Raw genomic sequence first — 20917 nt, 5'->3', positions numbered from 1 at the left:
CGATGGGCGCACGCTTGAGCATGATAGGTGTTTTGGTACACCGATCAAGCGATCACGCCCGGCCTGTGCGCCGCGAAGCCAATCACACCAGGGTGACGGCCAGATCCAGCCCGTCGCGCATGGCCTTGGAATACGGACAGTTCTGCCGGGCAGCCTCGATAAGTTCGCTTGCCACCTCGCCCTCAAGTCCGGGCAATGACACCGCCAACCGTGCGCGCAGGAAAAAACCCTGCTCGCCATGCACCAGATCGACCTGGGCATCGACCGCCGTTTCGGCTGGAAAACCGATCCTGCGGGCATTGCACCCATGGCGCAGCGCACCGATGAAACTGGCCGACCAGCCGATGGCGAATAACTGTTCGGGGTTGGTTCCGGTGCCTGGAGCCCCCGGTGGCGAGAGTTTCAGATCGAGCCGGCCATCATGACTGCGGCCTTCACCATCACGGCCACCGGTGGTGTAGGTGTGGCCGGTGTAGAGAATCTTTTCAATACTGATCATTGGAGGGTCCGACAGGAACAGGCAGTTCAGACTGCGCGCAGGATCTTGCGCGGGGCACAGGTGGCAAGGACGAGCGAAGCATCCACAGGATGGGCATCGTTGCGGTGCAGATAATCTCGCAAGGTGCTGCGGGCGACCTCGATCAGCCAGGCACGGAACGGGTGCGCGGCGTCGTAGCTCTGACGATGCCTGCAAAGCGCCGCAAACGCTTGGTGCACTAGCGCTTCGAGGTCCTCCCGCCGCGCCCGGCCGGCCTGGACCTGCCCCTCATAAAACGCCGTGAGCAACGGCGCGACCGCGATGAACAACCGCTGCGTATCGCCCTGACCGCCCATGACGATCAACGCGCTCAACTCATCATTGCTAGGCCTTGCGCCCCCGCACACGCAGCTCTGGCGAATTTCTTCGGACATGATCGGCACTCTCATGGTTGGCAACTCGCCATGGCACGTACAGCACCGCTGGGTGCGTTTACGTTGTGGGTGGCGAGGCTACAGAGTGAGGGGCGGGGTTGAATGCTGCCAGTTATCCGGTGTTAGCCCGTGTTAGGCGCGGGGCCGTGGTGCACAGGGGCAGCAACGAGTCATTTAGACACATCGCGTGTGTCTGTTTACTGCCGCTTTGCGGCAGATCGCGGGCAAGCGCGCTCCTACGCCTTCGGCAGAATCAAAAGCGGATCGGGCAGGCTCGCGCGGATCGCCACTGCCCGAAGGGCGTAGGAGCGCGCTTGCCCGCGATCTGGCGCGCAGCGGCAGTAAGACCGGACACCCCGGCTGATCCAGACACCCCGCATGCATCACAACCCCAACTACGTCCCCCTTGGCTTCGCCCGCGCAGTCGGCTGCGCCACCAACGGATCATCCGGCCAGTAATGCTTGGGATACCGCCCCTTCAAATCCTTCTTCACCTCCTGATAGGTGTTCTTCCAGAAGCTCGCCAGATCCTGGGTCACCTGCACCGGCCTGCGCGCCGGGGACAGCAAATGCAGTTTGACGATCTGCCGGCCACCGGCGATGCGCGGGGTGTCGGCCAGGCCGAAGAGCTCCTGCAGGCGCACCGCCAGGATCGGTGGATGTTCGCTGTAGTCCAGGCGCACGGAAGAGCCGGACGGCACGCTCAAGTGGTGCGGAGCCTGTTCTTCCAGACGCTGCGGCAGCGGCCAGGCCAGCAGGTTATGCAGGATCGAGGACAGGTCGAGATTGGCGAAATGACTCAGCCGAGTGACCTTGCCCAGATAAGGCAGCAGCCAGTGCTCCAGTTGATCGAGCAGCGCCGCATTGCCCACATCAGGCCAATCGCTGGCGCCGCTCTTTTCCAGGTCCAGCCCGCGCAGCAGTGCTACCCGTGCCTGCCACTGACGCAACTCCGGCGTCCACGGCAAAAGCTCCAGCCCCTTGCGCCGCACCAGCGCCAGCAATGCCTGCACACGGGCCGAATCGTCCAGACCGGTCAGCGGCTCGCGGCTGACGATCAACTCGCCCACCTTGCGCTGGCGTTCGGCACGAAACACCCCTTCGCGCTCGTCCCAGTCCAGTTGATCGACCTGAATGACCTGCTCGGCCAGCACCGAATCGAACAGCGCCGGATCAAAATCCGCCGCCAGATAAATACGCTCTTCACGCTGGCCCTGACGGCTACCCAGATCGGCGATCACCAGCCACGGCTCTCTCATCAGCGCATCGGGTTCGGCGAACAACGCCGCCCGACCGTTGGCCAGACGATACTCCGCGCCGCCCGCCCGACGTTGCTGGGCGACACGGTCCGGATAAGCCAGCGCCAGCAGCGCCCCCAGCCAACGGGGATGATCGGGATCGGCCACGGCCTGCTTCGGCCCGCCTCGCAAATAACCGCGGTACTGACGGGACAGTTGCCGGGCGCGCTGAACCCCACCCTGGGCGCCACGGCCCGCACGCTCGGTGCCGGCCAGCAGCGTCAGGCGGCTGTGCAAGTCAGCGCCCGCGCCTCGCAGAATGTCACGCTCGCCCAGCAAGGCGGCGACGTCGCAGGCCAGCGGACCTAACCCCAGTTCCTGGCCTCGCAGCAACAGATGGGCGATGCGAGGATGCGCAGGCAGCTCAGACATGGCTTGGCCGTGGCGGGTCAATTTTTCGCCTTCCAGCGCACCCAGACGCCCAAGTAAGTCGCGCGCCTGTGCGTAAGCGGCAACCGGCGGCATATCAAGCCAGACTAATTGCTCAGGCGACATTCCCCAACGGCTCAGTTGGAGTGCCAGGCCGGCAAGGTCAGCCTGGGTAATCTCCGCAGTGCTGAAGGCACTGAGTTGTTCGTGTTGCTCCTGCGACCACAATCGATAACAGGCCCCTGCCTCCAATCGCCCAGCCCGCCCCGCCCGCTGTGTAGCGCTCGCCCGGGAAATACGCTGAGTATCGAGACGGGTCATTCCACTGCGCGGATCGAAGCGGGGTACGCGCTCAAGACCAGCGTCTACGACTACTCTCACACCTTCGATGGTCAGACTGGTTTCGGCGATGTTGGTGGCCAGTACCAACTTGCGTCTGCCTTCAGGCGCGGGATCAATCGCAGCACGCTGTGCACTGAGGTCGAGTTCGCCGTGCAATGGACATAGGAGTATGTCTTTTCGCTCGCCGAGGATATCTGCCAGTTGCTGACTGACTCTTTGAATTTCGGCTTGCCCTGGTAGAAAAACGAGGATGCTACCGCTCTGCTCTTCGAGCGCATCCAGGCATGCCTGGACCACCCTCGGCTCGATGTGCTCACCAGGCTGGTAAGGGCGCCCCCAGAGAGTCGACACGGGGTACATCCTGCCTTCACTCGTGATAATCGGTGCATCTTCCAGCAACTGTGAAAGCCGCTCACCTTCCAGCGTTGCTGACATCACGAGAATCTTCAGGGGCTGCTCATCACGTAGCAATTCACGACCATTGAGAGTGAGTGCCAAAGCAAGATCCGCATCCAGATTTCGCGAGTGGAACTCATCAAAAATAACCAGCCCAACGCCTTCAAGAGCCGGATCATCCTGAAGGCGACGCGCCAAAATTCCTTCAGTGACTACTTCAATCCGAGTTTTCGGACCAATGCGGCTTTCTAGACGAATACGATACCCAACGGTTTCACCGACCTTCTCCCCCAGCTCACTGGCCAGTCTTTCTGCGGCGGCACGGGCAGCTAATCGGCGAGGCTCAAGCATCAGGATGGATTGCTCACCAAGCCACTCTTCACCAAGGACGGCCAATGGAACGCGAGTAGTCTTGCCGGCGCCGGGGGGTGCTTGGAGTACAACCTCGTTACGGGCATTTAACGCTTGGAGAAGTGCCGGCATGACGGCGTCGATTGGCAAAGAACTCATAGTGACTCCTGGACAGGATGAGCAGTATAACGGGCGAATGAGTACGACCGATTCAGGAAGTACTGACCGCCAAACCGGCACTGACATACGTCTCGGTGTCTGATCGATGAAGTTGCCTTAATCGTAGAAACGTTTTCCGCTGCGGGCTACGCAAAGAAAAGTTTGGGGCACTGTCGAAAGTGAAAGGCACACTTCACTTTTTTAAAGTTCGCCGCACTGCCACACACTTGATTTCCACCAACAGACCCGGATGCGCCAGCTCACTGACGCCGATACAGGTCCAGGCGCAAAGGCCTCTGGGGAATATCCGATTCTTCACTTCGCGAAACACCGCCATATGCTTCGACATATCCACATGATAAGTGGTCATGTCGACCACGTCCTCGAAGCTGCAGCCGCCAGCGGCCAGCACGCACGCCAGGTTTTCCCAGGCGCTGATGAACTGCTGCTCGGGGTCCCGAATTACTTCCAGATCAGCAGTCCTGCCTACCTGGCCAGCACAGTACAGGGTGTCGCCGATCTTGACAGCGGGGGCGTAACCCGCGCGTTCGACCACAGACTTCATGGCATCTGGAATGATGATTTCACGGTCAGACATTATGGGTCTCCTGAATAGGTGATTGGCGGTGCCTGGCAAGCACAGCGGATTCAACACGGCGGGGCAACATCCGTTGACGAATTACATAAAGCCCGAATTGGCGACGAAGTGACCAGGCCCTACCTCCAGATAGCTGACGTCAGGTGCCTGATAGTCAATGTCATAAATCCTGCTCGGCACGACTTCTTCCATCAGGCTGAACGGTTTCCTGGGGGCGTCCAGATCAGCAGAAGGTACTGCGCTCAATAATTTCTGGGTGTAGGCATGATGCGGATGTTCAAACACTGAGCGACGCGGGCCAATTTCGACGATACGACCGTGGTACATCACCCCCACCCGATGACTGACCCGCTCAACCACCGCAAGGTCATGGGAGATGAACAGAAATGAAATTCCCAGATCACGCTGCAAATCCTGCATGAGATTGATCACTTGTGCCTGTATGGACACGTCCAGAGCCGACACCGCTTCATCGGCAATGATCAGCTTGGGGGATAGCGTCAGCGCGCGAGCGATGCAAATCCGCTGCCGCTGCCCTCCGGAAAACTCGTGTGGGTAACGTTGCGCCTGTTCAGCAGACAGCCCAACTCGCTCCAACAGGTTTCGAACTTGCTTGCGCGCTTCGGCGCCACGGGCAATGTCATGTACATACAGCGGCTCTAGAAGACTGTCCTCGATCGTCAGGCGCGGGTTGAGGGATGCATAAGGGTCTTGAAAGACCATTTGAATGTCGCGACGCAGCGTCTTCAAACCACTCTTGTTCAATGACGCAAGGTTTTTACCGCCGAAGACAATATCCCCTCCCTGTATCGGCATCAGACCGGCAATTGCGCGAGCGCTGGTAGATTTGCCACATCCGGATTCGCCCACCAGAGCCAGTGTTTCACCAGAGTAAATATCAAAGTCGATGGCTTCGACGGCATGGACCCGGCGTCTGACCTTTCCGAGAAGACCGCCCTTGAGGTCATATCGAATGGATAACGACTTTACGCTGAGAATGGGTGCCTGGTCGTAGGCAGGAGCAACGTTACTGGCGGTGGCTGATCCCGGTGAGGACTCAGCGGTTTTATCATCGATCAGCGGAAATTTTGCGGGCAAACACGTACCGTGCATAGAGCCAATTCTAGGAACCGCAGCCAGCAATGAACGGGTATAGGGTTGCCGGGGGGACTGCAGAATAGCCTTGGCTGGACCCTGCTCGACGGTCTCGCCTTTTTTCATCACCATCACCTGGTCTGCGACCTCTGCCACAACGCCCATATCGTGCGTGATAAAAATCACGCCCATCGCCAGGCTGCTTTGCAGTTCCTTGATGATGCGCAGAATCTGCGCCTGGACTGTTACGTCCAGAGCGGTTGTCGGCTCATCGGCGATCAGCAATGCGGGTTCACAAACCAGCGACATGGCAATCATGACGCGCTGGCGCATCCCGCCAGAAAGCTCATGGGGAAACCTGTTCATGATCTGCTTCGCATCAGGAATGCGCACCAGATCGAGCATGCGTAACGCCTGGGCTTGCGCTTCTGCACGACTGCAGTGCTTATGCAGAATAATGGCCTCAGTGAGTTGAGAGCTGATCTTGAAGACCGGGTTCAGCGAGGTCATTGGTTCCTGAAAGATCATCGACATCGACGAACCTCTGAGATGACGCATCACAGACTCGGGAGCCGAGACCAGGTCGATCATTTTGTCGTCCTTGGTTTGCAGCTCCATCGACCCCGAGAGAACCCGCCCCCCGGCACGCTTGATCAGGCCCATCATTGCCATCGAAGTCACGGATTTTCCGGAGCCCGACTCGCCTACGATAGCGAGCGTCTGACCACGCATCACCTCGAATGAAACGTCACGTACAACCGGCGATTCGCTCCCCGTGGCGCCGAACCCAATGCTCAGGTTCTTAACACGGGCTACCAAATTCTGGTTCATGGGAGGCTCCTTCAATCGACAATTTTCGAAATGGCGGCGTCGAGGTCAGCCCGAGACTGGGCGAGCTTGCGCCGATGCAGGGCAACCCACTCGCAATCTTGCTGAAGCTCTTTTCGCGCAATCGACAACAACCTCTTGATTTCGCCGGGGCCTACTCCACCCGCAGAGATTCGAGTTTCGACAAACCGACGCGGACTCAACGAATCGCGGACCTGCGCATCCGAGTAATGGAGCGCTGAACCAATAGTTTCCATAGCCGCTTGATCCAGCGCCGCCCCCGTCACCATCCCGGGCGATACACCGGCGAGCAAGCTGTTACGAACCAGGCGCGCCACCACGTGGTGAACCTGACGGAACGAGATACCTTTATCTCGAACGATAACGTCGGCCAGATTGCTCGCAGTACACCAACTCCCCGACAAGAGAGCCGACATCCGGTCCTCATGCACGATCAGCGTTTCGATGATTCCAGTGAACAGGTCGAGCATTCCTTCTGTAGTCGCAAGGGCATCGTGTATCAACGGCAAGTCGCGCATTGCCTGATCGCCGGTCCCTTCGGATCTGAAAGTCGCCAACGCCGTGCCAAGCCAGGTAACGGACCCGCCGGCTGCTTTCTTGATCGTTTCCAGACCGCTGGGATTTTTCTTCTGCGGAAAGATGCTGCTGGTACCGCAGTAACCGTCGTGGCTCTCTACCGTCCCGAATTCGACACTCGACCAGATGTGCAAATCGGTAGCAAGATCATTCAAATCAGCCATGACAAATGACAGAGCGCCGATCGTCTCTGCCGCGTACCACGCTTCCCTGCCCAGCTTGGAGTTTTCCACAAGACTATCGAAACCCAGCAAATGCGTCGTACGCGCACGATCCAAAGGCCAAGAAGTACCGGCCAGCCCCACGGCTCCCAGAGGATTCCTGTTGACTCTGCTATAGGCCTGCACCAGGCGGCTGAAGCTATCGTGCAACCTTGAAGTGAAACTCAGCAGATAGTGACCAAAAACCCATGGCTGAGCGTGCTGCATATGTGTATAGCCCGGCATGATGGTGCTCGAGTACTGCGCCGCCTTCTGGATCAGAGCCACCTGAAATTCATTGATACGGTCGAGCACGGCAAGAATGCGCTTGCGATCGTAAAGACGACGGACCGTCGCTCCTTGGTCGATACGACTGCGGCCTGTGTGCATTTGCCCTGCCGAATCTTCGCCAATTCTGGAGAACAGGTACGATTCAACCTGGAGTAGAAAGCTGCCTTTCTTCACATCGAACGGGAAGTCTGATGGAGACATTGTTCGTATATCCCGCAGCTCCGCCAGGATGGCTTGCCCTACGGATTCAGAAAGAATTTTCTGCTCGACGAGCATGACGGTATGAGCCAGGTCGACTTCAACGAATTCATTGAATTGTCGTTTCTCGGTTTCAAGAGCAGGAATGTCATGGTATTTGACCATGCGCTCGGCAGGAGGGGCACTCAGACGAGCATCGGTCAACAGGGCTTCGTTGGCATTTACATTCGACATTTAAATCACCGGTCAATGAGTTCTACATTCTTGAAATCGATGGTCCCTTCATAATCAATATCAAGACCATTCAAACCTTTGCGCACGCCAACAACTTGCTCCTGGTCAAAAAGAGGCAGATTGTCTGCATCCTGCTCCCAAAGGATCTGTTGTATCTGGCCGTAATAAGACATGCGCTTTTTTTCATCCAGCTCACGAGAGGCAAGCTGGAGATAGCTGTCTACATCGGGATTGCTATACCCAGTTAGATTCTGTGCATCTCCCGTGGACAACTTCCGACGCAAGCGGATGTCAGCATCAGAAATGCCTGTGCCAAGCAACCACATATTTGCGTCATTCGTCCCTTTACCTGTTCCTTTTCCGGGCTCGGGGCGGTACAGGTTTTTTTGGTATGTGGCCCATTCCCACACCTTGAATTCGGTCTTGAGCCCTACGGCATTGAGATAACCTTGAACAACTTCGGCGACTTGTCGATCCTTGGTATAACGGCCCGCCGGCGTCCACATGACAATGGTCCCTGGATAACCTCCGGGATAGACTTCATCAATGATTTTCCTCGCGGCTTCAGGATCGTACTTGACCGGAGCGAATGCTTGTCGTGCCTGGGTACCTTCAGGGAATGGACCTGTAGGCACCTTTCCATAGCCAAGCAGAACCTTGTTCACCAGTGCCTGACGATCGATTGCCATACTGACTGCACGACGGATACGCGGGTCATCGAATGGCGGTTTTGTCAGGTTCATCTCAAAGAAGATCTGAAATGTACTTGGCACTCGGATCAACGTGGATTTTTTGAGTAGTGTCAACTCAATCGCGGCTTCTGGCGACAAATTGGCCGCGACGTCAGCATTGTTTGTCCGAAGTTCAATGACTCGAGAAGAATCCTCTCTCACTGGGCGGAATACAATTTTTGAAGGTTTACCGGGTTGCCCATAAAAAGTGGCGTTCTTTTCAAGGACGGCCTGGTCATTGGGTATCCAGCTATCAAAAATGTAGGGCCCAGTACCCACAGGATGATGCCCATAGGTTCGACCGTATTTAGCGACCGCTGCGGGGCTGTTCATTGACGAGGATTCGCTTGCCAGCAATTCCAGCATGGTGGGGGAAGGGTTTTTTGTCGTAATCTGAACCTGATACGGCGACACGACTTCCACCGACAGGATATCCGCATAGAAAGAACGATGCGGAGATCCCAATTCAGGGTTACGAATTCTATCCAGATTGAATTTCACAGCCTCAGCATTGAAATCCGTACCGTCGTGAAATTTAATGCCTTGCTTCAACACGAACGTCCATCGCTTTCCATCTTCTGTTCTCGACCATGACGCTGCCAAATCAGGTACGAAATTTGAGCGATCTTTTCCACCCCAGGCGATCAGCCTGTTGAATACGTGATCAATTACATTATAAGAAGGTACGCTGCGCGAAACGGCAGGGTCCAGCGTATCGATGTCAGAGCCTTGGACAAACGTTATCTGCCCCGCCTCTTTAGCATATACAACAGTCGGCAAACTGGCCGACAGCCCCAGGATGCCTAGAACAGTAAAACTGCGTATGAGTACTGCCCGAAAGTTTAAGCGTCCCATCACATCGTCTCGCTCTATTATTTTGTGGAACTCATCGGCGGTTACCGTCTTGATTTGAATCAAGCGTTTCGCGATTTCGGGTCGATATAATCCCGTAGCGCATCGCCAACAATGTTGAAGCTCAATATGGTCAGGACCAGGGCGCAACCAGGCGCGAGCAAGACATACGGATGGGTAGTCAGTAACGGCCGGGACTCGGCAATCATCGAACCCCACTCCGGCGTTGGCGGCGGTGGGCCAAGCCCCAGGAAGCTCAGCCCGGAACCAATCAGGATGGCTTCAGCCAGCGATACGGTTGCCTGAATAATGACCAGCGAGCCAATGTTGGGCAGAATGTGCACCAGTAACAATCGCAGATCGCCGACACCGATCGATTTCGAGGCGAGTACAAACTCGCGGTTTCTCAGGGCGATCACCGGCCCTGCAAAAAATCGGACATAGATAGGAATGGTCGAGATGGCAATGGCGAGTGTCAGGCTCAGGATGCTGTTTCCCGCGACGGTAATAATCAGAATCGCTACCAACGTCCTGGGGAACGCGATCATGGAATCCATGATCCGCATGACCAGACTGGCAAGGGTGCCGTTGTAATACCCGCAAGCTGCGCCTACTGAAACGCCGACCAGCAACGCGATAGCGACACTGGATACTGCCACAGTGAGTGTGATGCGAGCGCCCCACAGGACTCTTCCTAACAAGTCCCGGCCCATTTGATCCGTACCAAGTAAAGAGTCAGTGCCCGGACCGATCAGTGACCTGGAGAGGTTGATTTTTGTCACCGAATCCCAATCAAACAGAAAAGGTGCACATAACGCAGCTGCGATCATTGCCAGGATGACAATGAATGCACCAAGCGCAAACCAACGTTTATTGGATATGAGAAAACCCACAAAGCCCGGCCCGCGCTTTTTCGGCAGATGCATATCAGCCTCAGTTGTAGGTGATGCGAGGATCGAGGATGCCATATACGAGGTCCACCATTAAATTTATGATTACTACCAAGGCTGCAAACACAAGGACAGTGCCTTGTACGACATAAATGTCTCGAGCCATGATTGCATCGATCAGAAAACGCCCCATCCCTGGCCAGGCAAATACGGTCTCGACAATAACGGCCCCTCCCAGGAGTCGGCCAAAATCCATCCCAAATACGGTAACCAGTGGAATGGACGCGTTAGAAAGTGCGTGCTTGATAACGACTTTGTAGCCAGGCACACCTTTCGCGTAGGCGGTACGAATGTAATCTTCTTTCAGTACATCCATCATCGTGGATCGAGCGAGCCTCGAAAAAGTTGCAACATACGGCAACCCCAGAGTCACCGCCGGCAATATCAAGTGCTGCCACCCGCCCCTTCCGGTCGGTGGTAGCCAGCCTAAGCTGGCCGAAAAGATCGACATAAATATAAGGCCAAGAAAAAATCCGGGAACTGATATGCCTAGAACCGCGAAAGTGGTGAGCGAACCATCTAAAAACCCTCGAGGCTTTAGTGCTGCGACAATACCTAATGGAACACCAATCACGACGGCGAGCAGCATCCCGGCAGCGGTCAATTCAATAGTCGCCGGGAGCGTTCTTGCAATGCCTTCAAGCACCGGAGTGAATGTCTGGAACGACTCACCGAAATCGCCGCTGACAATTTTTCTTACATAGATAATGTATTGAGTAACGAGTGGTTGATCCAGCCCATAGTTTTGCCGTATCTGCGCAACGTCTTCGGCTGTCGCATCAGGTCCCGCAGCCAGTTGAGCCGGATCGCCAGGAATAAAATGCATCACCAGGAATACCACGATTGATACTCCGAATAACATTGGTAGCAGGAGTAGTAACCTGCGCAAGGTATAGTTCAGCACGAGTTGTCCTCTTTTTATTTTGCGTCAGCACCGCTTGGCACTATTGCGAAGTCAGGCTGTTCAATAAAACAACGCAAATAGATCATCGCTCTGTCACATGCCTACCGCAAACCGGTAACATGTTGGACGCGCATAACAAAATGTTATACGTTTAACCAAAGCCTTCTCCCATACCGCTCGAGCGCCACGATGAAGCTGAATCCTCGCCAACTGGAAGCCTTTCGGGCAGTCATGCTCACTGGCAGCATGACCATCGCCGCCGAAGCCCTACAGATAACCCAACCCGCTGTCAGCAGGCTCATACGCGATCTCGAAATCGTACTGTCGCTTCGACTGTTCCGCCGTGAAGGCAATCGCCTTATTCCGGGCGCGGAAGCTCAGCTCCTATACGCCGAAGTCGACAAGTTTTATCAGGGTATCGAACGCATCGAGCGCGTTGCGGAAGACCTGGTGACGCTACGCACAGGCACACTGAGAATCGGCTCAATGAGCACGCTCGGTTTAAGTGTCGTGGCTGAGGGCGTATGTCGTTTCGCCCGAAAACATCCCGATGTCAGAACGTCTCTGGACGTTCGCAACTCGTTGGGCATCATGGAGCTGACGTCGGCGAATCAGATCGATATCGGTTTTGTCCAGGTGCCGTCAGGCGAGTATCCGGGGATTCAGTCGATACCCCTGCCCCCGATCAATGCCGTCTGTGTCATGCCTTGTGACGATGTATTGGCGAGCAAAGAGGTGGTGACACTTGAAGATTTGAATGATCGCCGTTTGATCTCACTGAACACCAATAATCCGTTACAGCGCCGCATCACTACAGCGATGGAAGCGCGCGGTGTCGTCAGCCAGTCCTGCGTCGAAACCACCGCCGCTCACTCCGCCTGCGGCCTGGTTTCCGGTGGTCTCGGGCTCACCGTCTGCGATCCCTTTACGGCCTCCTACTCGAAATACCCAGGGATTACCTTCAGAAAACTGGATGAAAATATTCCCTTCGAAATTTCTATCGTATTCCCCAGCCACCAGCAACGTTCCAAGCTGGCTTCGGATTTCATGCAGATTATGGAAAACATCTTCAAATCCGAGTTTATGTCCATGATTCCCCGTTCGGCGTATTAAGCGGGTTGCCCGGCCGCACGCAGGACGGCATCAATGGGCAGGGAATTCATGAGGGCTCCAGAAACGGACCGCCGATCATGCGGGCGCACCACGCAGCTTTGTTTGCCGCGACACAGAACCGTCCTACAACTTGGATAGTCTTAATGATTAGGCGTTTGCCTTGTATAGTTGCGACTTCCTCTGAGGAGATTTCCATGCGCATTCCTTCGCGTTTGATTGGCACCGTTCTGATCGGCAGCCTGCTGGCTCAACTGACTGCCTGCGGCAGTATTTTCTACCCTGAACGTCGCGGCCAGATTCAAGGCAGCGGCAGGATGGACCCGGCCATCGTGGTGCTCGACGCCATTGGCCTTCTGTTCTACATCATCCCTGGCGTGATCGCGTTCGCGGTGGACTTCGCCACTGGCGCGATCTACCTGCCCGGCGGCAAGCACGCGCAGATCGATCCGCAGAAACTGCAGCCTGCCGTGCGCACTGACGGCACGGTGGACAACGCCAAGCTGCAGGCGATCATCCAGACCGAACTGGGCCGCAGCCTGCCGCTGGACGATCCGCGCCTGATCCAGCACAAGGGCAGCACGCAGCAACTGGCCTCGCTGGGCCTTGTGCCGTCGGCCTGATATTTCGCAGTTGTCACTCAAGGAAGTGCCATGAGCAGCAGCCCTGAACACGCCCGGTTATTGCGTCTGGCGACGCGGGCATCGCTGGCGGTGGCCAGTGTCCTTATCATCGCCAAGGCGGTGGCCTGGTGGATGAGCGGCTCGGTCAGCCTGCTGGCGGGTCTGACCGATTCGCTGCTCGATGGCGCGGCGTCGTTTCTGAATCTTCTGGCCGTGCACTATGCGCTGCGCCCCGCCGATGACGACCACCGCTACGGCCACGGCAAGGCCGAGGCGTTGTCGGGCATGGCCCAGGCGCTGTTCATTGCGGTCAGTGCCTTTCTGATCGGCTTTCAGGCCATCGAGCGCATCCAGCATCCGCAGGCCTTGAGCGCTCCGGGGCTTGGCATGCTGGTGATGGTGCTGTCGATAGCTCTGACCGTTGGCCTGCTGATGTTGCAGCACAAGGTGGTGAAGGAAACCGGCTCGGCGGCCATTCGCGCCGATTCGCTGCACTACCGTTCGGACTTGCTGCTCAACGTCAGCATCATGATTGCGCTGGGCCTGGCCTATTTCGGTTACGACCAGTTGGACGCATATTTCGGTTTGGCGATTGCGTTCTACATCCTGTGGAGTGCGATCTCGATTGCCCGGGAAACGGTGTCGGTGCTGATGGATGCCGAGCTTGAACCGGGCGTCAGCGCTCGCATGCAGGAACTGGCGCAGGCGGTGCCCGGTGTACTAGGCGCCCACGACCTGCGCACCCGGGTGTCGGGCAACCACTGGTTCGTGCAACTGCATCTGGAATTGCCGGGGACGCTGACGCTGTTGGTGGCCCACGATCTGTGCGAGCAGGCGGAACGGGCAATCATGGCCGAATTCCCGAAGGCCGAAGTGCTGGTGCACGCCGATCCTCAGGAAGTGGTGAAGCGGGCCAATAGCCCGGTGCTGAACTGACCCCTGACCGTAGCAGCACGGCTTGCCGGCGGGGGCGGCGTATCAGACACCTCAATGGTGACTCACATACCGCTCCCGCCGGCAAGCCGTGCTGCTACGGGGGAATGCGTTAGTTCTACTGCTGGACGCTGTATCCCCGGCTTGCATAACAGCTGGCCATCGCCTGGCGGTAGATCCCCAGCACTTCCGGCGCCGGCTGGTAGGTCGCTGCAGCCGGGTCGAAATTGCTCTGCTGCACCGCATAGCGATAACAGTCGTAGCGATCCTGCTCGACTTGCTGCTGGGTCTGCCCGTTGGCCGGGTAGGCGATCACGTCGTAGGGGTTGTCAGGTTGCTGCGCCGGCTGTGGCAGCGACTCGGGGGTGTAAATCGGTTCCACCCCCTGGGGCGGTTCAGCCACGATGTATTCCTGAGTGCTCTGCTCGTAGGTGTAGTAGGTGCCCGCCGCCACGAAGAACAGCGCGCTGCCCAGCCAGACCTGCTGCGCATAATCGGGCAGGTAGCGCACACGAACGCCACGGGGCGGCGCGACCACGACATAGCGCGGGCCCTGCGGGCGATACCAGTAACCCCCCGAATAGAAGTAGTCATTGCCGCGATACGGAACGCGCGAATAGCCGCCCGGCATGCGATCTATCTGGTAGCCGGGGCGGTAGCGCGGACCTGAGCCCCAGCCGTCGCCATGAACGCCCGGTGGATGGCCGCCCTGCCAATTGCCGTTGCCTGGGCGATTGTCGCCACCGCGCCACGGGTTGTTGTGATCGTTGGGGTTGTCACGGTAGAAGCCCTGGCGCGGCTGCTGGGTCTGCACCACGGTGTCCGGGCGGCTCTGGATCGGCAGGTTGTTCTGACGGTCCTGCAACTGGCGCTGCTGCAACTGCTGTTGCTGCTGACGTTGCTGTTGCTCAAGCTGCTGCTGGCGCTGGTCCTGCTGGGCCTGATTCATGCGCTGCTGGTTACGCTCGCGTTCCTGCTGCTGGCGCTGTTGATCGAAGCGCTGCTGCTGGTTCTGCTGGATCTGCCGTTGCTGCTGCAACTGCTCTTGCTGGCGTTGTTGCTGGTACTGCTGCTGTTGCTGCTGGCGTTGTTGTTGCTGCTGTTGTTGCTGCTGTTGTTGCTGCTGCTCGCGCTGCTGATTCTGCTGTCTATCCTCATTGAAGCTGCGTTGCTGGTTCTGTTGCTGCTGACGCTGCATGTCGAAACCGTGCTGACGCTGTTCATTGCGCTGTTGTTGCTGCTGATTGTTATCGTCGGCCAACACCTGAGCGCTGACACTCAAGGCCAAGAGACTGACACCTGCCAAACGCCAGATGCGCGTGTTCATGCTTTCCTCACTGCGGCGCGGATACCTGTTAATAGGACTGCATTCTGGGTGCGCCGTTCGCCGCACTCTATCAGCGAGAGCCGCAAAACTGTAGGAGTGAGCTTGCTCGCGATAGCGTACTCGCAGTGATGAATATGGAACTGACCCAAAGCTATCGCGAGCAAGCTCACTCCTACAGGTCGTGCGAGGCAAGAGATTCATTTCGTGCAGGGGAAGAAATCGTGGGCACAAAAAAAGAGGGCTCGATGGCCCTCTCTTGAATGCTTCGTCCTGGCACGACGCTTTTGACGCCGGCTCACCTCGCATCGTCTTCTGGACAGTGCGTAGCCCGGTGGCCTGGTCAACCCTGTTGGGCTGGAGGCCGCGGCTGGCCTGATTCGGCGGGCCGCGCTGGACGCTAAAGTCCGGGCAGTGATTCTGGGTAAAAGAATAGGCTTTGGCGCACAGCACAGGATTGCGAATGTTGCTGATGAAAACATCACTTGCGCAATTTTTCACTTAGGATGAATAATTCAGCGCAATAGATACATTAAAGGGACCTAAGATGAGCAAGCTCGACAGATACGACCTGAGCATTCTGGCCGAATTGCAACGTGACGCGCGCATCTCTAATCAGGAGCTGGCCGAACGCATCGGCCTGTCGCCCTCGCCCTGCTCGCGGCGGGTGAAGCAGCTTGAGGATGACGGCTACATCGTGCGCCAGGTGGCCTTGCTTGATCGCAAGAAGCTGGGGCTGAGCCTGACCGCCTATGTGCTGATCGGCATGGACCGGCACACCCCGGACCGCTTCGAGAACTTCGAGCAGCACATCCGCAACCTGCCGCAGGTGCTGGAGTGCAGCCTGGTGACCGGGATCGACGCTGATTATCAGCTAAAAGTCGTGGTCCCGGACATGGACCATTATCAGAAATTCCTGCTGGGCCATTTGACCCGTATCGACGGCGTGACCAGTGTGCGTTCGAGCTTCGTGCTCAACCAGGTGCTGGCCAGCACCGAACTCCCGCTGGTACACCTGCGCAGCTGATCGTCGCTGCACGCCCTATACTCGCAAGCCCCCGTTTGCAGGAGAAGCCCCATGGAACCCGAGATGTTCGAAGAGTGGATGATGACCATCCTGGTCACCGTGCTGATCGCGTTCATGGGTTTCATCGTCTGGGACCTGGCGAAGAAGTCCAAGGCCGGCCGCTTCGGCACCATGATCCTGTTCGGCGTGCTGGGCCTGGGGGTGCTGGCGTTTGTGATCAAGAGCGTGGTGATTGCGTACATTGAGCAGCACAAATAGCAGGGCCAAGCGCGGTTTCTGTAGGAGTGAGCTTGCTCGCGATGACTTTCCGTCAGACACAGAGATGGGTCTGATCTACCACATCGCGAGCAAGCTCACTCCTACAGGGACGACGTTCAGCCAATCCGATAGCGCGAGGGGCAAAATCACCCTTTACAACTTCGCCGGCACTTCCCGCCACTGCCCCTGATCCAGTCCTTCGATGCTCCAGTCGCCAATCCTCACGCGCACCAGCCGCAGCGTCGGCAACCCCACCGCCGCGGTCATGCGCCGCACCTGGCGGTTGCGCCCTTCCTTGATGATCAGCTCCAGCCAGCTGGTCGGCACGCTCTTGCGAAACCGCACGGGCGGGTTGCGCGGCCACAGGTCAGGCTCGTCGAGCTGACGGGCCTGGGCAGGCAGCGTCGGCCCGTCATTCAACTCGACGCCATCGCGCAGTTTTTGCAGCTGTTCCTCACTCGGCTCGCCCTCGACCTGCACCCAGTAGGTTTTCGCCAGTTTGTGCCTGGGGTCGGCGATGCGCGCCTGCAACTGGCCGTCGTTGGTCAGCAGCAACAACCCTTCGCTGTCGCGGTCCAGGCGCCCGGCCGGGTAGATGCCGGGGATCTCGATGAAATCCTTGAGGGTCGCCCGCCCCTCGCCGTCGCTGAACTGGGTCAGCACATCGAACGGTTTGTTGAACAGGATCAGCCGAGGTTCGGCAGGCGGGGCCTTGGCCACACGACGGGATGCGCCTGTGTTGTTCGGCGCGGGTCGACGGGAAACGGGACGTTGATTGCGGGGCATATCGGCTCGAAGCGTGAAAACAGAAAGGGCCACTTTAGTGGCCCTTGCGTCAAACGCCTAGCGGAATGGCGGTTCGTCGAAGCTGCGCAGTTTGCGCGAGTGCAGGGAATTGAGCTGCGTGCGCATCAGGTCAACTGCCGCGATACCGATCTTCAGATGCTGGGTGACCGCGCGCTCATAGAAGGCGTTGGCCGAACCCGGCAGCTTGATTTCGCTGTGCAGCGGCTTGTCGGATACGCACAGCAAGGTCCCGTAAGGCACTCGCAGGCGGTAGCCTTGAGCGGCGATGGTGCCGCTTTCCATGTCCACGGCCACGGCGCGGGACAGATTGATGAGCGGTCGCTCCTGAGCCCAGCGCAACTCCCAGTTACGGTCGTCGTAGGTCAGCACGGTGCCGGTGCGCAGGCGTTTTTTCAGATCGTCGCCGCGCTCGCCGGTGACTTGCGCCGCCGACTCCTGCAACGCGAGCTGCACTTCGGCCAGCGCCGGGATCGGGATGTTTGGCGGCAATACGCGGTCAAGAATGCCGTCGCGGCGCATGTAGGCGTGGGCCAGCACGTAGTCGCCGATGGTCTGGGACTGACGCAACCCGCCGCAGTGGCCGATCATCAGCCAGCAATGCGGGCGCAGCACGGCCAGGTGGTCGGTGATGTTCTTGGCGTTGGACGGGCCGACGCCGATGTTGACCAGCGTTACACCGTGGCCATCTTCGGCGATCAGGTGATAGGCCGGCATCTGGTAGCGGTGCCAGACCACGCTGGAGACGATGGCCTGCGCCTCGCCGTGATCCATGCTCTTGTCGACGACGACGTTGCCCGGCAGCACCATCTTCACGAAGCGCGGGTCGTCGCGCAGTTTTTCCAGGCCGTGGACGATGAACTGGTCCACATAGCGATGGTAGTTGGTCAGCAGAATCCAGGGCTGCACATGGCGCCAGTCGCTGCCGGTGTAGTGCACCAGGCGGCGCAGGGAGAAATCGACACGGGCGGCGTCGAACAGCGCCAGCGGCAACGGGTCGGTATTGGCCCAGTCGTAGAGGCCGTCGGCGATGCCATCGGTGGCGGCGGACAGGTCGGTGCTGGGGAATACGCGGGCCAGGGTCGCGGCGGTCACGCCGGTGCCCGCCAGTTCATCACCCTGCTCGACCACGTACGGATACGGGATGTTCTGCTCGCTGACGCCCACTTCTACCGTCACGGTGAAGTCGTTCATCAGGGGCACGAGCTGTTCGATCAGGTATTTGCGAAACGCCGCCGGGTGGGTGACGGTGACGCTGTAAGTGCCCGGCAGCTGAACCTTGGCGTAGGCGCGAGTGGTCAGCGGCACTTCGCCCTGGCAGTGATAGGTCAGGCGTAATTCGGGGTAGCGGAACAGCAGACGCTCGGCGGCGTCGGGCTCAACGCGGTCTTTCAGATAACGCTTGAGCGCCTGGCTCAAGGCAGTGGTTGCACGTGCGTGCAGCTCGGCAAGGCGATCGACGGCCTGCTCGGCGGTTTCTACAACAACAAAGGCTTCATTCACGATGTGCATCCTTCTGATCTTGCAAGGTTCCATCTTGCCTGCAACGGCGGGGGAAGGCACGAAATGAGTAATGAGGCGCACAATACATCATGCACTACGCAATCCCTGTAGGAGTGAGCTTGCTCGCGATAGCGCCAGACCAGGCAACATTGTGCTGATTGACCCACCGCTATCGCGAGCAAGCTCACTCCTACAGGGCTGGAGTCACTCATCAGATCTGTGGAGACGAACGCGCCACCAGCGCCTCGACATCCACCCCGCGCGGCAGCGCGCCGTACACCCGGCCGGGGTGTTCCAGGCGGCCTGCGATGAAGCCGTCGCTGACCGCCGCATTCCCCGCCTCCAGCAATAGCCTGGCCTGAAGACCGACCGCAATGTCCTCGGTCAGTTGCCGGGCGCGGTACCGGATGTCGCTGGTGTCCTTGAATGCGGCCTTCAACCGGTCGATGTGCGCCGCCAGACGCCTGTCGCCATGGCCATCTCCCAACTCATCGAACAGGGCATCGAGCACACCGGGCTCCTTGGACAGGGCGCGCAACACGTCCAGGCACTGCACGTTGCCCGAGCCCTCCCACGTCGAGTTGACCGGCGCTTCGCGATAGAGGCGCGGCAGAATCGTGTCCTCGACGTAACCCGCGCCGCCCATGCACTCAGCGGCCTCGTTGATCATTGCCGGCGCGCGCTTGCAGATCCAGTACTTGCCCACCGCCGTGACCAGCCGCGCAAACCGCGCTTCATGGGAATCGTCCAGCCGCTCCAACGATCGCCCCATGCGCAGACTCAACGCCAGCGCTGCTTCACTTTCAAGTGCCAGGTCAGCCAACACGTTTTGCATCAAAGGCTGCTGGCTGAGCACACGTCCGCCCACACTTCGATGGGCACAATGATGGGCTGCCTGGGTCAGGGCCTGGCGCATCAGGGCGCTGGATCCGGTCATGCAGTCAAAGCGGGTCATTGCCACCATTTCGATGATGGTCGGCACGCCGCGCCCTTCCTCGCCCACCATCCACGCCAGCGCGCCACGGAACTCCACCTCGCTCGAGGCGTTGCTCCAGTTGCCCAGTTTGTTCTTCAGGCGCTGTATGTAGAACTCGTTGCGGGTGTCGTCCGGGCGATGGCGAGGCAGCAGGAAACAGGTCAGACCCTTGTCGGTCTGGGCCAGGGTCAGGAAGGCATCGCACATCGGCGCCGAGCAGAACCACTTGTGGCCAACCAGTTCATAGGCCTGGCCCGGACCGGGCTGGCCGACCGGATAAGCGCGGGTGGTATTGGCCCGCACATCGGTGCCGCCCTGTTTTTCGGTCATGGCCATGCCGATGGTGACCCCAGCCTTGTGGGCGATGCCGACGTTGCGCGGGTCGTATTCGGTGGCGAGGATTTTCGGCAGCCAGGTCTGCGCCAGGTCCGGCTGCAACCTGAGGGCCGGCACGCTGGCGAAGGTCATGGTCAGCGGGCAACCGCTGCCCGCCTCGGCCTGGCTGTGCAGGTAGCTCATGGCGGCGCGAGCGACGTGGGCGCCTTCGCGGGGGTCGGTCCAGGGCAGCGACGGAATGCCGTGCTCGACGGCCGTCTGCATCAGTTGGTGATAGGCGGGATGAAACTCCACCAGGTCGATGCGATGACCGTAGCGATCATGGCTGGCGAACACCGGTTTGTTCTGGTTGGCGAGAAAGCCGGCTTCCATCAGCGGGCCACCGGCCAACGCGCCATAGGCGTCGATCCGCGCCTGCGCCCACCCGGCACCGAAGCGCTGCGACCACTCCTGCAACGGTAGGTCGATGCGGTAGAGATTGGCGCCATCCAGCGACGGCGGCTGGTTGGTGACTTCGTGGGTCTCGGCGAACTGATGCAGGTTCATGAGGCGGCTCCGGTCGGCAGTCAAGCACCAGTGAAGCACGCACCCTGCGCCTGACAAAGTGCCGTAGGCGACTAAATGACGGCGGATTTGCCCTCTTTTGCTAATGCCCCGCGTACCCTGGGCGAAGCTACGACCCGTAGCAGCACGGCTTGCCGGCGGGGGCGTCCTCAAG

19 protein-coding genes are annotated in these 20917 nt (G+C 58.6%); 6 read left to right on the top strand and 13 right to left on the bottom strand.

From position 1 onward, the window contains the following. Nucleotides 1-82: 82 nt before the first annotated feature. The 9 genes from NPS29_RS23265 to NPS29_RS23225 form a co-directional block, all read right to left on the bottom strand. Nucleotides 83-499 carry an Ohr family peroxiredoxin gene (locus NPS29_RS23265; protein WP_274135430.1) on the bottom strand — a complete coding sequence of 139 codons (417 nt, stop codon included), beginning with the start codon at nucleotides 497-499 and terminating at the stop codon, nucleotides 83-85. A 26-nt stretch (nucleotides 500-525) separates the two neighbouring features. Beyond that, nucleotides 526-912, bottom strand: a complete 387-nt coding sequence (locus NPS29_RS23260; protein WP_274135429.1) for a sigma factor — start codon at nucleotides 910-912, stop codon at nucleotides 526-528. A 395-nt stretch (nucleotides 913-1307) separates the two neighbouring features. Further along, the gene (gene hrpB / locus NPS29_RS23255; protein WP_274135428.1) at nucleotides 1308-3827 is read right to left on the bottom strand and encodes an ATP-dependent helicase HrpB; all 2520 of its coding nucleotides are present in this window, start codon (nucleotides 3825-3827) and stop codon (nucleotides 1308-1310) included. A gap of 193 nt (nucleotides 3828-4020) precedes the next feature. Beyond that, a complete protein-coding gene (locus NPS29_RS23250; RefSeq protein WP_274135427.1) occupies nucleotides 4021-4425 on the bottom strand; it encodes a RidA family protein in 405 nt (134 codons plus the stop codon). Between the two features lie 81 nt (nucleotides 4426-4506). Beyond that, nucleotides 4507-6351 (bottom strand): dipeptide ABC transporter ATP-binding protein, encoded by a 1845-nt coding sequence (locus NPS29_RS23245; RefSeq protein ID WP_274135426.1) that lies wholly within the window; start codon nucleotides 6349-6351, stop codon nucleotides 4507-4509. 11 nt (nucleotides 6352-6362) lie between these two features. Further along, entirely contained in the window at nucleotides 6363-7868 is a 1506-nt protein-coding gene (gene argH / locus NPS29_RS23240) for an argininosuccinate lyase (protein WP_274135425.1), read from the bottom strand. 5 nt (nucleotides 7869-7873) lie between these two features. Further along, nucleotides 7874-9517 (bottom strand): ABC transporter substrate-binding protein, encoded by a 1644-nt coding sequence (locus NPS29_RS23235; protein ID WP_274135424.1) that lies wholly within the window; start codon nucleotides 9515-9517, stop codon nucleotides 7874-7876. Beyond that, a complete protein-coding gene (locus tag NPS29_RS23230) occupies nucleotides 9514-10377 on the bottom strand; it encodes an ABC transporter permease (protein ID WP_274135423.1) in 864 nt (287 codons plus the stop codon). Before NPS29_RS23230 ends, NPS29_RS23235 begins: the two co-directional genes overlap by 4 nt. A gap of 7 nt (nucleotides 10378-10384) precedes the next feature. Next, entirely contained in the window at nucleotides 10385-11305 is a 921-nt protein-coding gene (locus NPS29_RS23225; protein ID WP_274135422.1) for an ABC transporter permease, read from the bottom strand. A gap of 189 nt (nucleotides 11306-11494) precedes the next feature. Here NPS29_RS23225 and NPS29_RS23220 point away from each other — a divergent pair, with 189 nt between their 5' ends. The 3 genes from NPS29_RS23220 to NPS29_RS23210 all read left to right on the top strand — a co-directional run bounded on the left by NPS29_RS23220 (nucleotide 11495) and on the right by NPS29_RS23210 (nucleotide 13974). Then, the gene (locus NPS29_RS23220) at nucleotides 11495-12418 is read left to right on the top strand and encodes a LysR substrate-binding domain-containing protein (RefSeq protein WP_274135421.1); all 924 of its coding nucleotides are present in this window, start codon (nucleotides 11495-11497) and stop codon (nucleotides 12416-12418) included. A 194-nt stretch (nucleotides 12419-12612) separates the two neighbouring features. Next, a complete protein-coding gene (locus NPS29_RS23215; protein ID WP_274135420.1) occupies nucleotides 12613-13038 on the top strand; it encodes a polyribonucleotide nucleotidyltransferase in 426 nt (141 codons plus the stop codon). 30 nt (nucleotides 13039-13068) lie between these two features. Beyond that, nucleotides 13069-13974 (top strand): cation diffusion facilitator family transporter, encoded by a 906-nt coding sequence (locus NPS29_RS23210; protein WP_274135419.1) that lies wholly within the window; start codon nucleotides 13069-13071, stop codon nucleotides 13972-13974. A gap of 115 nt (nucleotides 13975-14089) precedes the next feature. Here NPS29_RS23210 and NPS29_RS23205 read toward each other — a convergent pair whose 3' ends face one another. After that, entirely contained in the window at nucleotides 14090-14920 is an 831-nt protein-coding gene (locus NPS29_RS23205) for a DUF6515 family protein (protein ID WP_337993904.1), read from the bottom strand. Between NPS29_RS23205 and NPS29_RS28755 the strand changes: the two genes are divergently transcribed. The 3 genes from NPS29_RS28755 to NPS29_RS23195 all read left to right on the top strand — a co-directional run bounded on the left by NPS29_RS28755 (nucleotide 14858) and on the right by NPS29_RS23195 (nucleotide 16580). Then, complete coding sequence (locus tag NPS29_RS28755) at nucleotides 14858-15427, top strand: hypothetical protein (protein ID WP_425312549.1); 570 nt, start codon at nucleotides 14858-14860, stop codon at nucleotides 15425-15427. The two genes, NPS29_RS23205 and NPS29_RS28755, sit on opposite strands and share 63 nt — an antisense overlap. Before the next feature lie 415 nt (nucleotides 15428-15842). Further along, nucleotides 15843-16322, top strand: coding sequence for an Lrp/AsnC family transcriptional regulator (locus tag NPS29_RS23200; RefSeq protein WP_274135417.1), 480 nt, complete (start codon nucleotides 15843-15845; stop codon nucleotides 16320-16322). Nucleotides 16323-16373: 51 nt separating this feature from the next. After that, complete coding sequence (locus NPS29_RS23195) at nucleotides 16374-16580, top strand: DUF2788 domain-containing protein (protein ID WP_274135416.1); 207 nt, start codon at nucleotides 16374-16376, stop codon at nucleotides 16578-16580. Nucleotides 16581-16733: 153 nt separating this feature from the next. Here the strand turns inward: NPS29_RS23195 and NPS29_RS23190 are convergent, their stop codons facing one another. The 3 genes from NPS29_RS23190 to NPS29_RS23180 all read right to left on the bottom strand — a co-directional run bounded on the left by NPS29_RS23190 (nucleotide 16734) and on the right by NPS29_RS23180 (nucleotide 20745). Continuing rightward, nucleotides 16734-17300, bottom strand: coding sequence for a pseudouridine synthase (locus tag NPS29_RS23190; protein ID WP_274135449.1), 567 nt, complete (start codon nucleotides 17298-17300; stop codon nucleotides 16734-16736). A gap of 123 nt (nucleotides 17301-17423) precedes the next feature. Further along, on the bottom strand, nucleotides 17424-18920 hold the full coding sequence (gene amn, locus NPS29_RS23185; RefSeq protein ID WP_400609226.1) for an AMP nucleosidase: 1497 nt from the start codon (nucleotides 18918-18920) through the stop codon (nucleotides 17424-17426). A 178-nt stretch (nucleotides 18921-19098) separates the two neighbouring features. Beyond that, nucleotides 19099-20745 carry an acyl-CoA dehydrogenase family protein gene (locus tag NPS29_RS23180; RefSeq protein ID WP_274135414.1) on the bottom strand — a complete coding sequence of 549 codons (1647 nt, stop codon included), beginning with the start codon at nucleotides 20743-20745 and terminating at the stop codon, nucleotides 19099-19101. Nucleotides 20746-20917: the final 172 nt, after the last annotated feature.

It is taken from the genome of Pseudomonas putida (assembly GCF_028682175.1).
GTDB lineage: Bacteria > Pseudomonadota > Gammaproteobacteria > Pseudomonadales > Pseudomonadaceae > Aquipseudomonas > Aquipseudomonas putida_AD.
Note: the sequence above shows the minus strand (reverse complement) of the source record. Positions and strands in the feature narration are given on the sequence as shown.

What these genes read in the sequence shown, in the direction of transcription:
- NPS29_RS23265 (WP_274135430.1), bottom strand. Translation starts at nt 499, where the DNA reads ATGATCAGTATTGAAAAGATTCTCTACACCGGCCACACCTACACCACC.
- NPS29_RS23260 (WP_274135429.1), bottom strand. Translation starts at nt 912, where the DNA reads ATGTCCGAAGAAATTCGCCAGAGCTGCGTGTGCGGGGGCGCAAGGCCT.
- hrpB (WP_274135428.1), bottom strand. Translation starts at nt 3,827, where the DNA reads ATGAGTTCTTTGCCAATCGACGCCGTCATGCCGGCACTTCTCCAAGCG.
- NPS29_RS23250 (WP_274135427.1), bottom strand. Translation starts at nt 4,425, where the DNA reads ATGTCTGACCGTGAAATCATCATTCCAGATGCCATGAAGTCTGTGGTC.
- NPS29_RS23245 (WP_274135426.1), bottom strand. Translation starts at nt 6,351, where the DNA reads ATGAACCAGAATTTGGTAGCCCGTGTTAAGAACCTGAGCATTGGGTTC.
- argH (WP_274135425.1), bottom strand. Translation starts at nt 7,868, where the DNA reads ATGTCGAATGTAAATGCCAACGAAGCCCTGTTGACCGATGCTCGTCTG.
- NPS29_RS23230 (WP_274135423.1), bottom strand. Translation starts at nt 10,377, where the DNA reads ATGCATCTGCCGAAAAAGCGCGGGCCGGGCTTTGTGGGTTTTCTCATA.
- NPS29_RS23220 (WP_274135421.1), top strand. Translation starts at nt 11,495, where the DNA reads ATGAAGCTGAATCCTCGCCAACTGGAAGCCTTTCGGGCAGTCATGCTC.
- NPS29_RS23215 (WP_274135420.1), top strand. Translation starts at nt 12,613, where the DNA reads ATGCGCATTCCTTCGCGTTTGATTGGCACCGTTCTGATCGGCAGCCTG.
- NPS29_RS23210 (WP_274135419.1), top strand. Translation starts at nt 13,069, where the DNA reads ATGAGCAGCAGCCCTGAACACGCCCGGTTATTGCGTCTGGCGACGCGG.
- NPS29_RS23205 (WP_337993904.1), bottom strand. Translation starts at nt 14,920, where the DNA reads ATGAATCAGGCCCAGCAGGACCAGCGCCAGCAGCAGCTTGAGCAACAG.
- NPS29_RS23200 (WP_274135417.1), top strand. Translation starts at nt 15,843, where the DNA reads ATGAGCAAGCTCGACAGATACGACCTGAGCATTCTGGCCGAATTGCAA.
- NPS29_RS23195 (WP_274135416.1), top strand. Translation starts at nt 16,374, where the DNA reads ATGGAACCCGAGATGTTCGAAGAGTGGATGATGACCATCCTGGTCACC.
- amn (WP_400609226.1), bottom strand. Translation starts at nt 18,920, where the DNA reads ATGGAACCTTGCAAGATCAGAAGGATGCACATCGTGAATGAAGCCTTT.
- NPS29_RS23180 (WP_274135414.1), bottom strand. Translation starts at nt 20,745, where the DNA reads ATGAACCTGCATCAGTTCGCCGAGACCCACGAAGTCACCAACCAGCCG.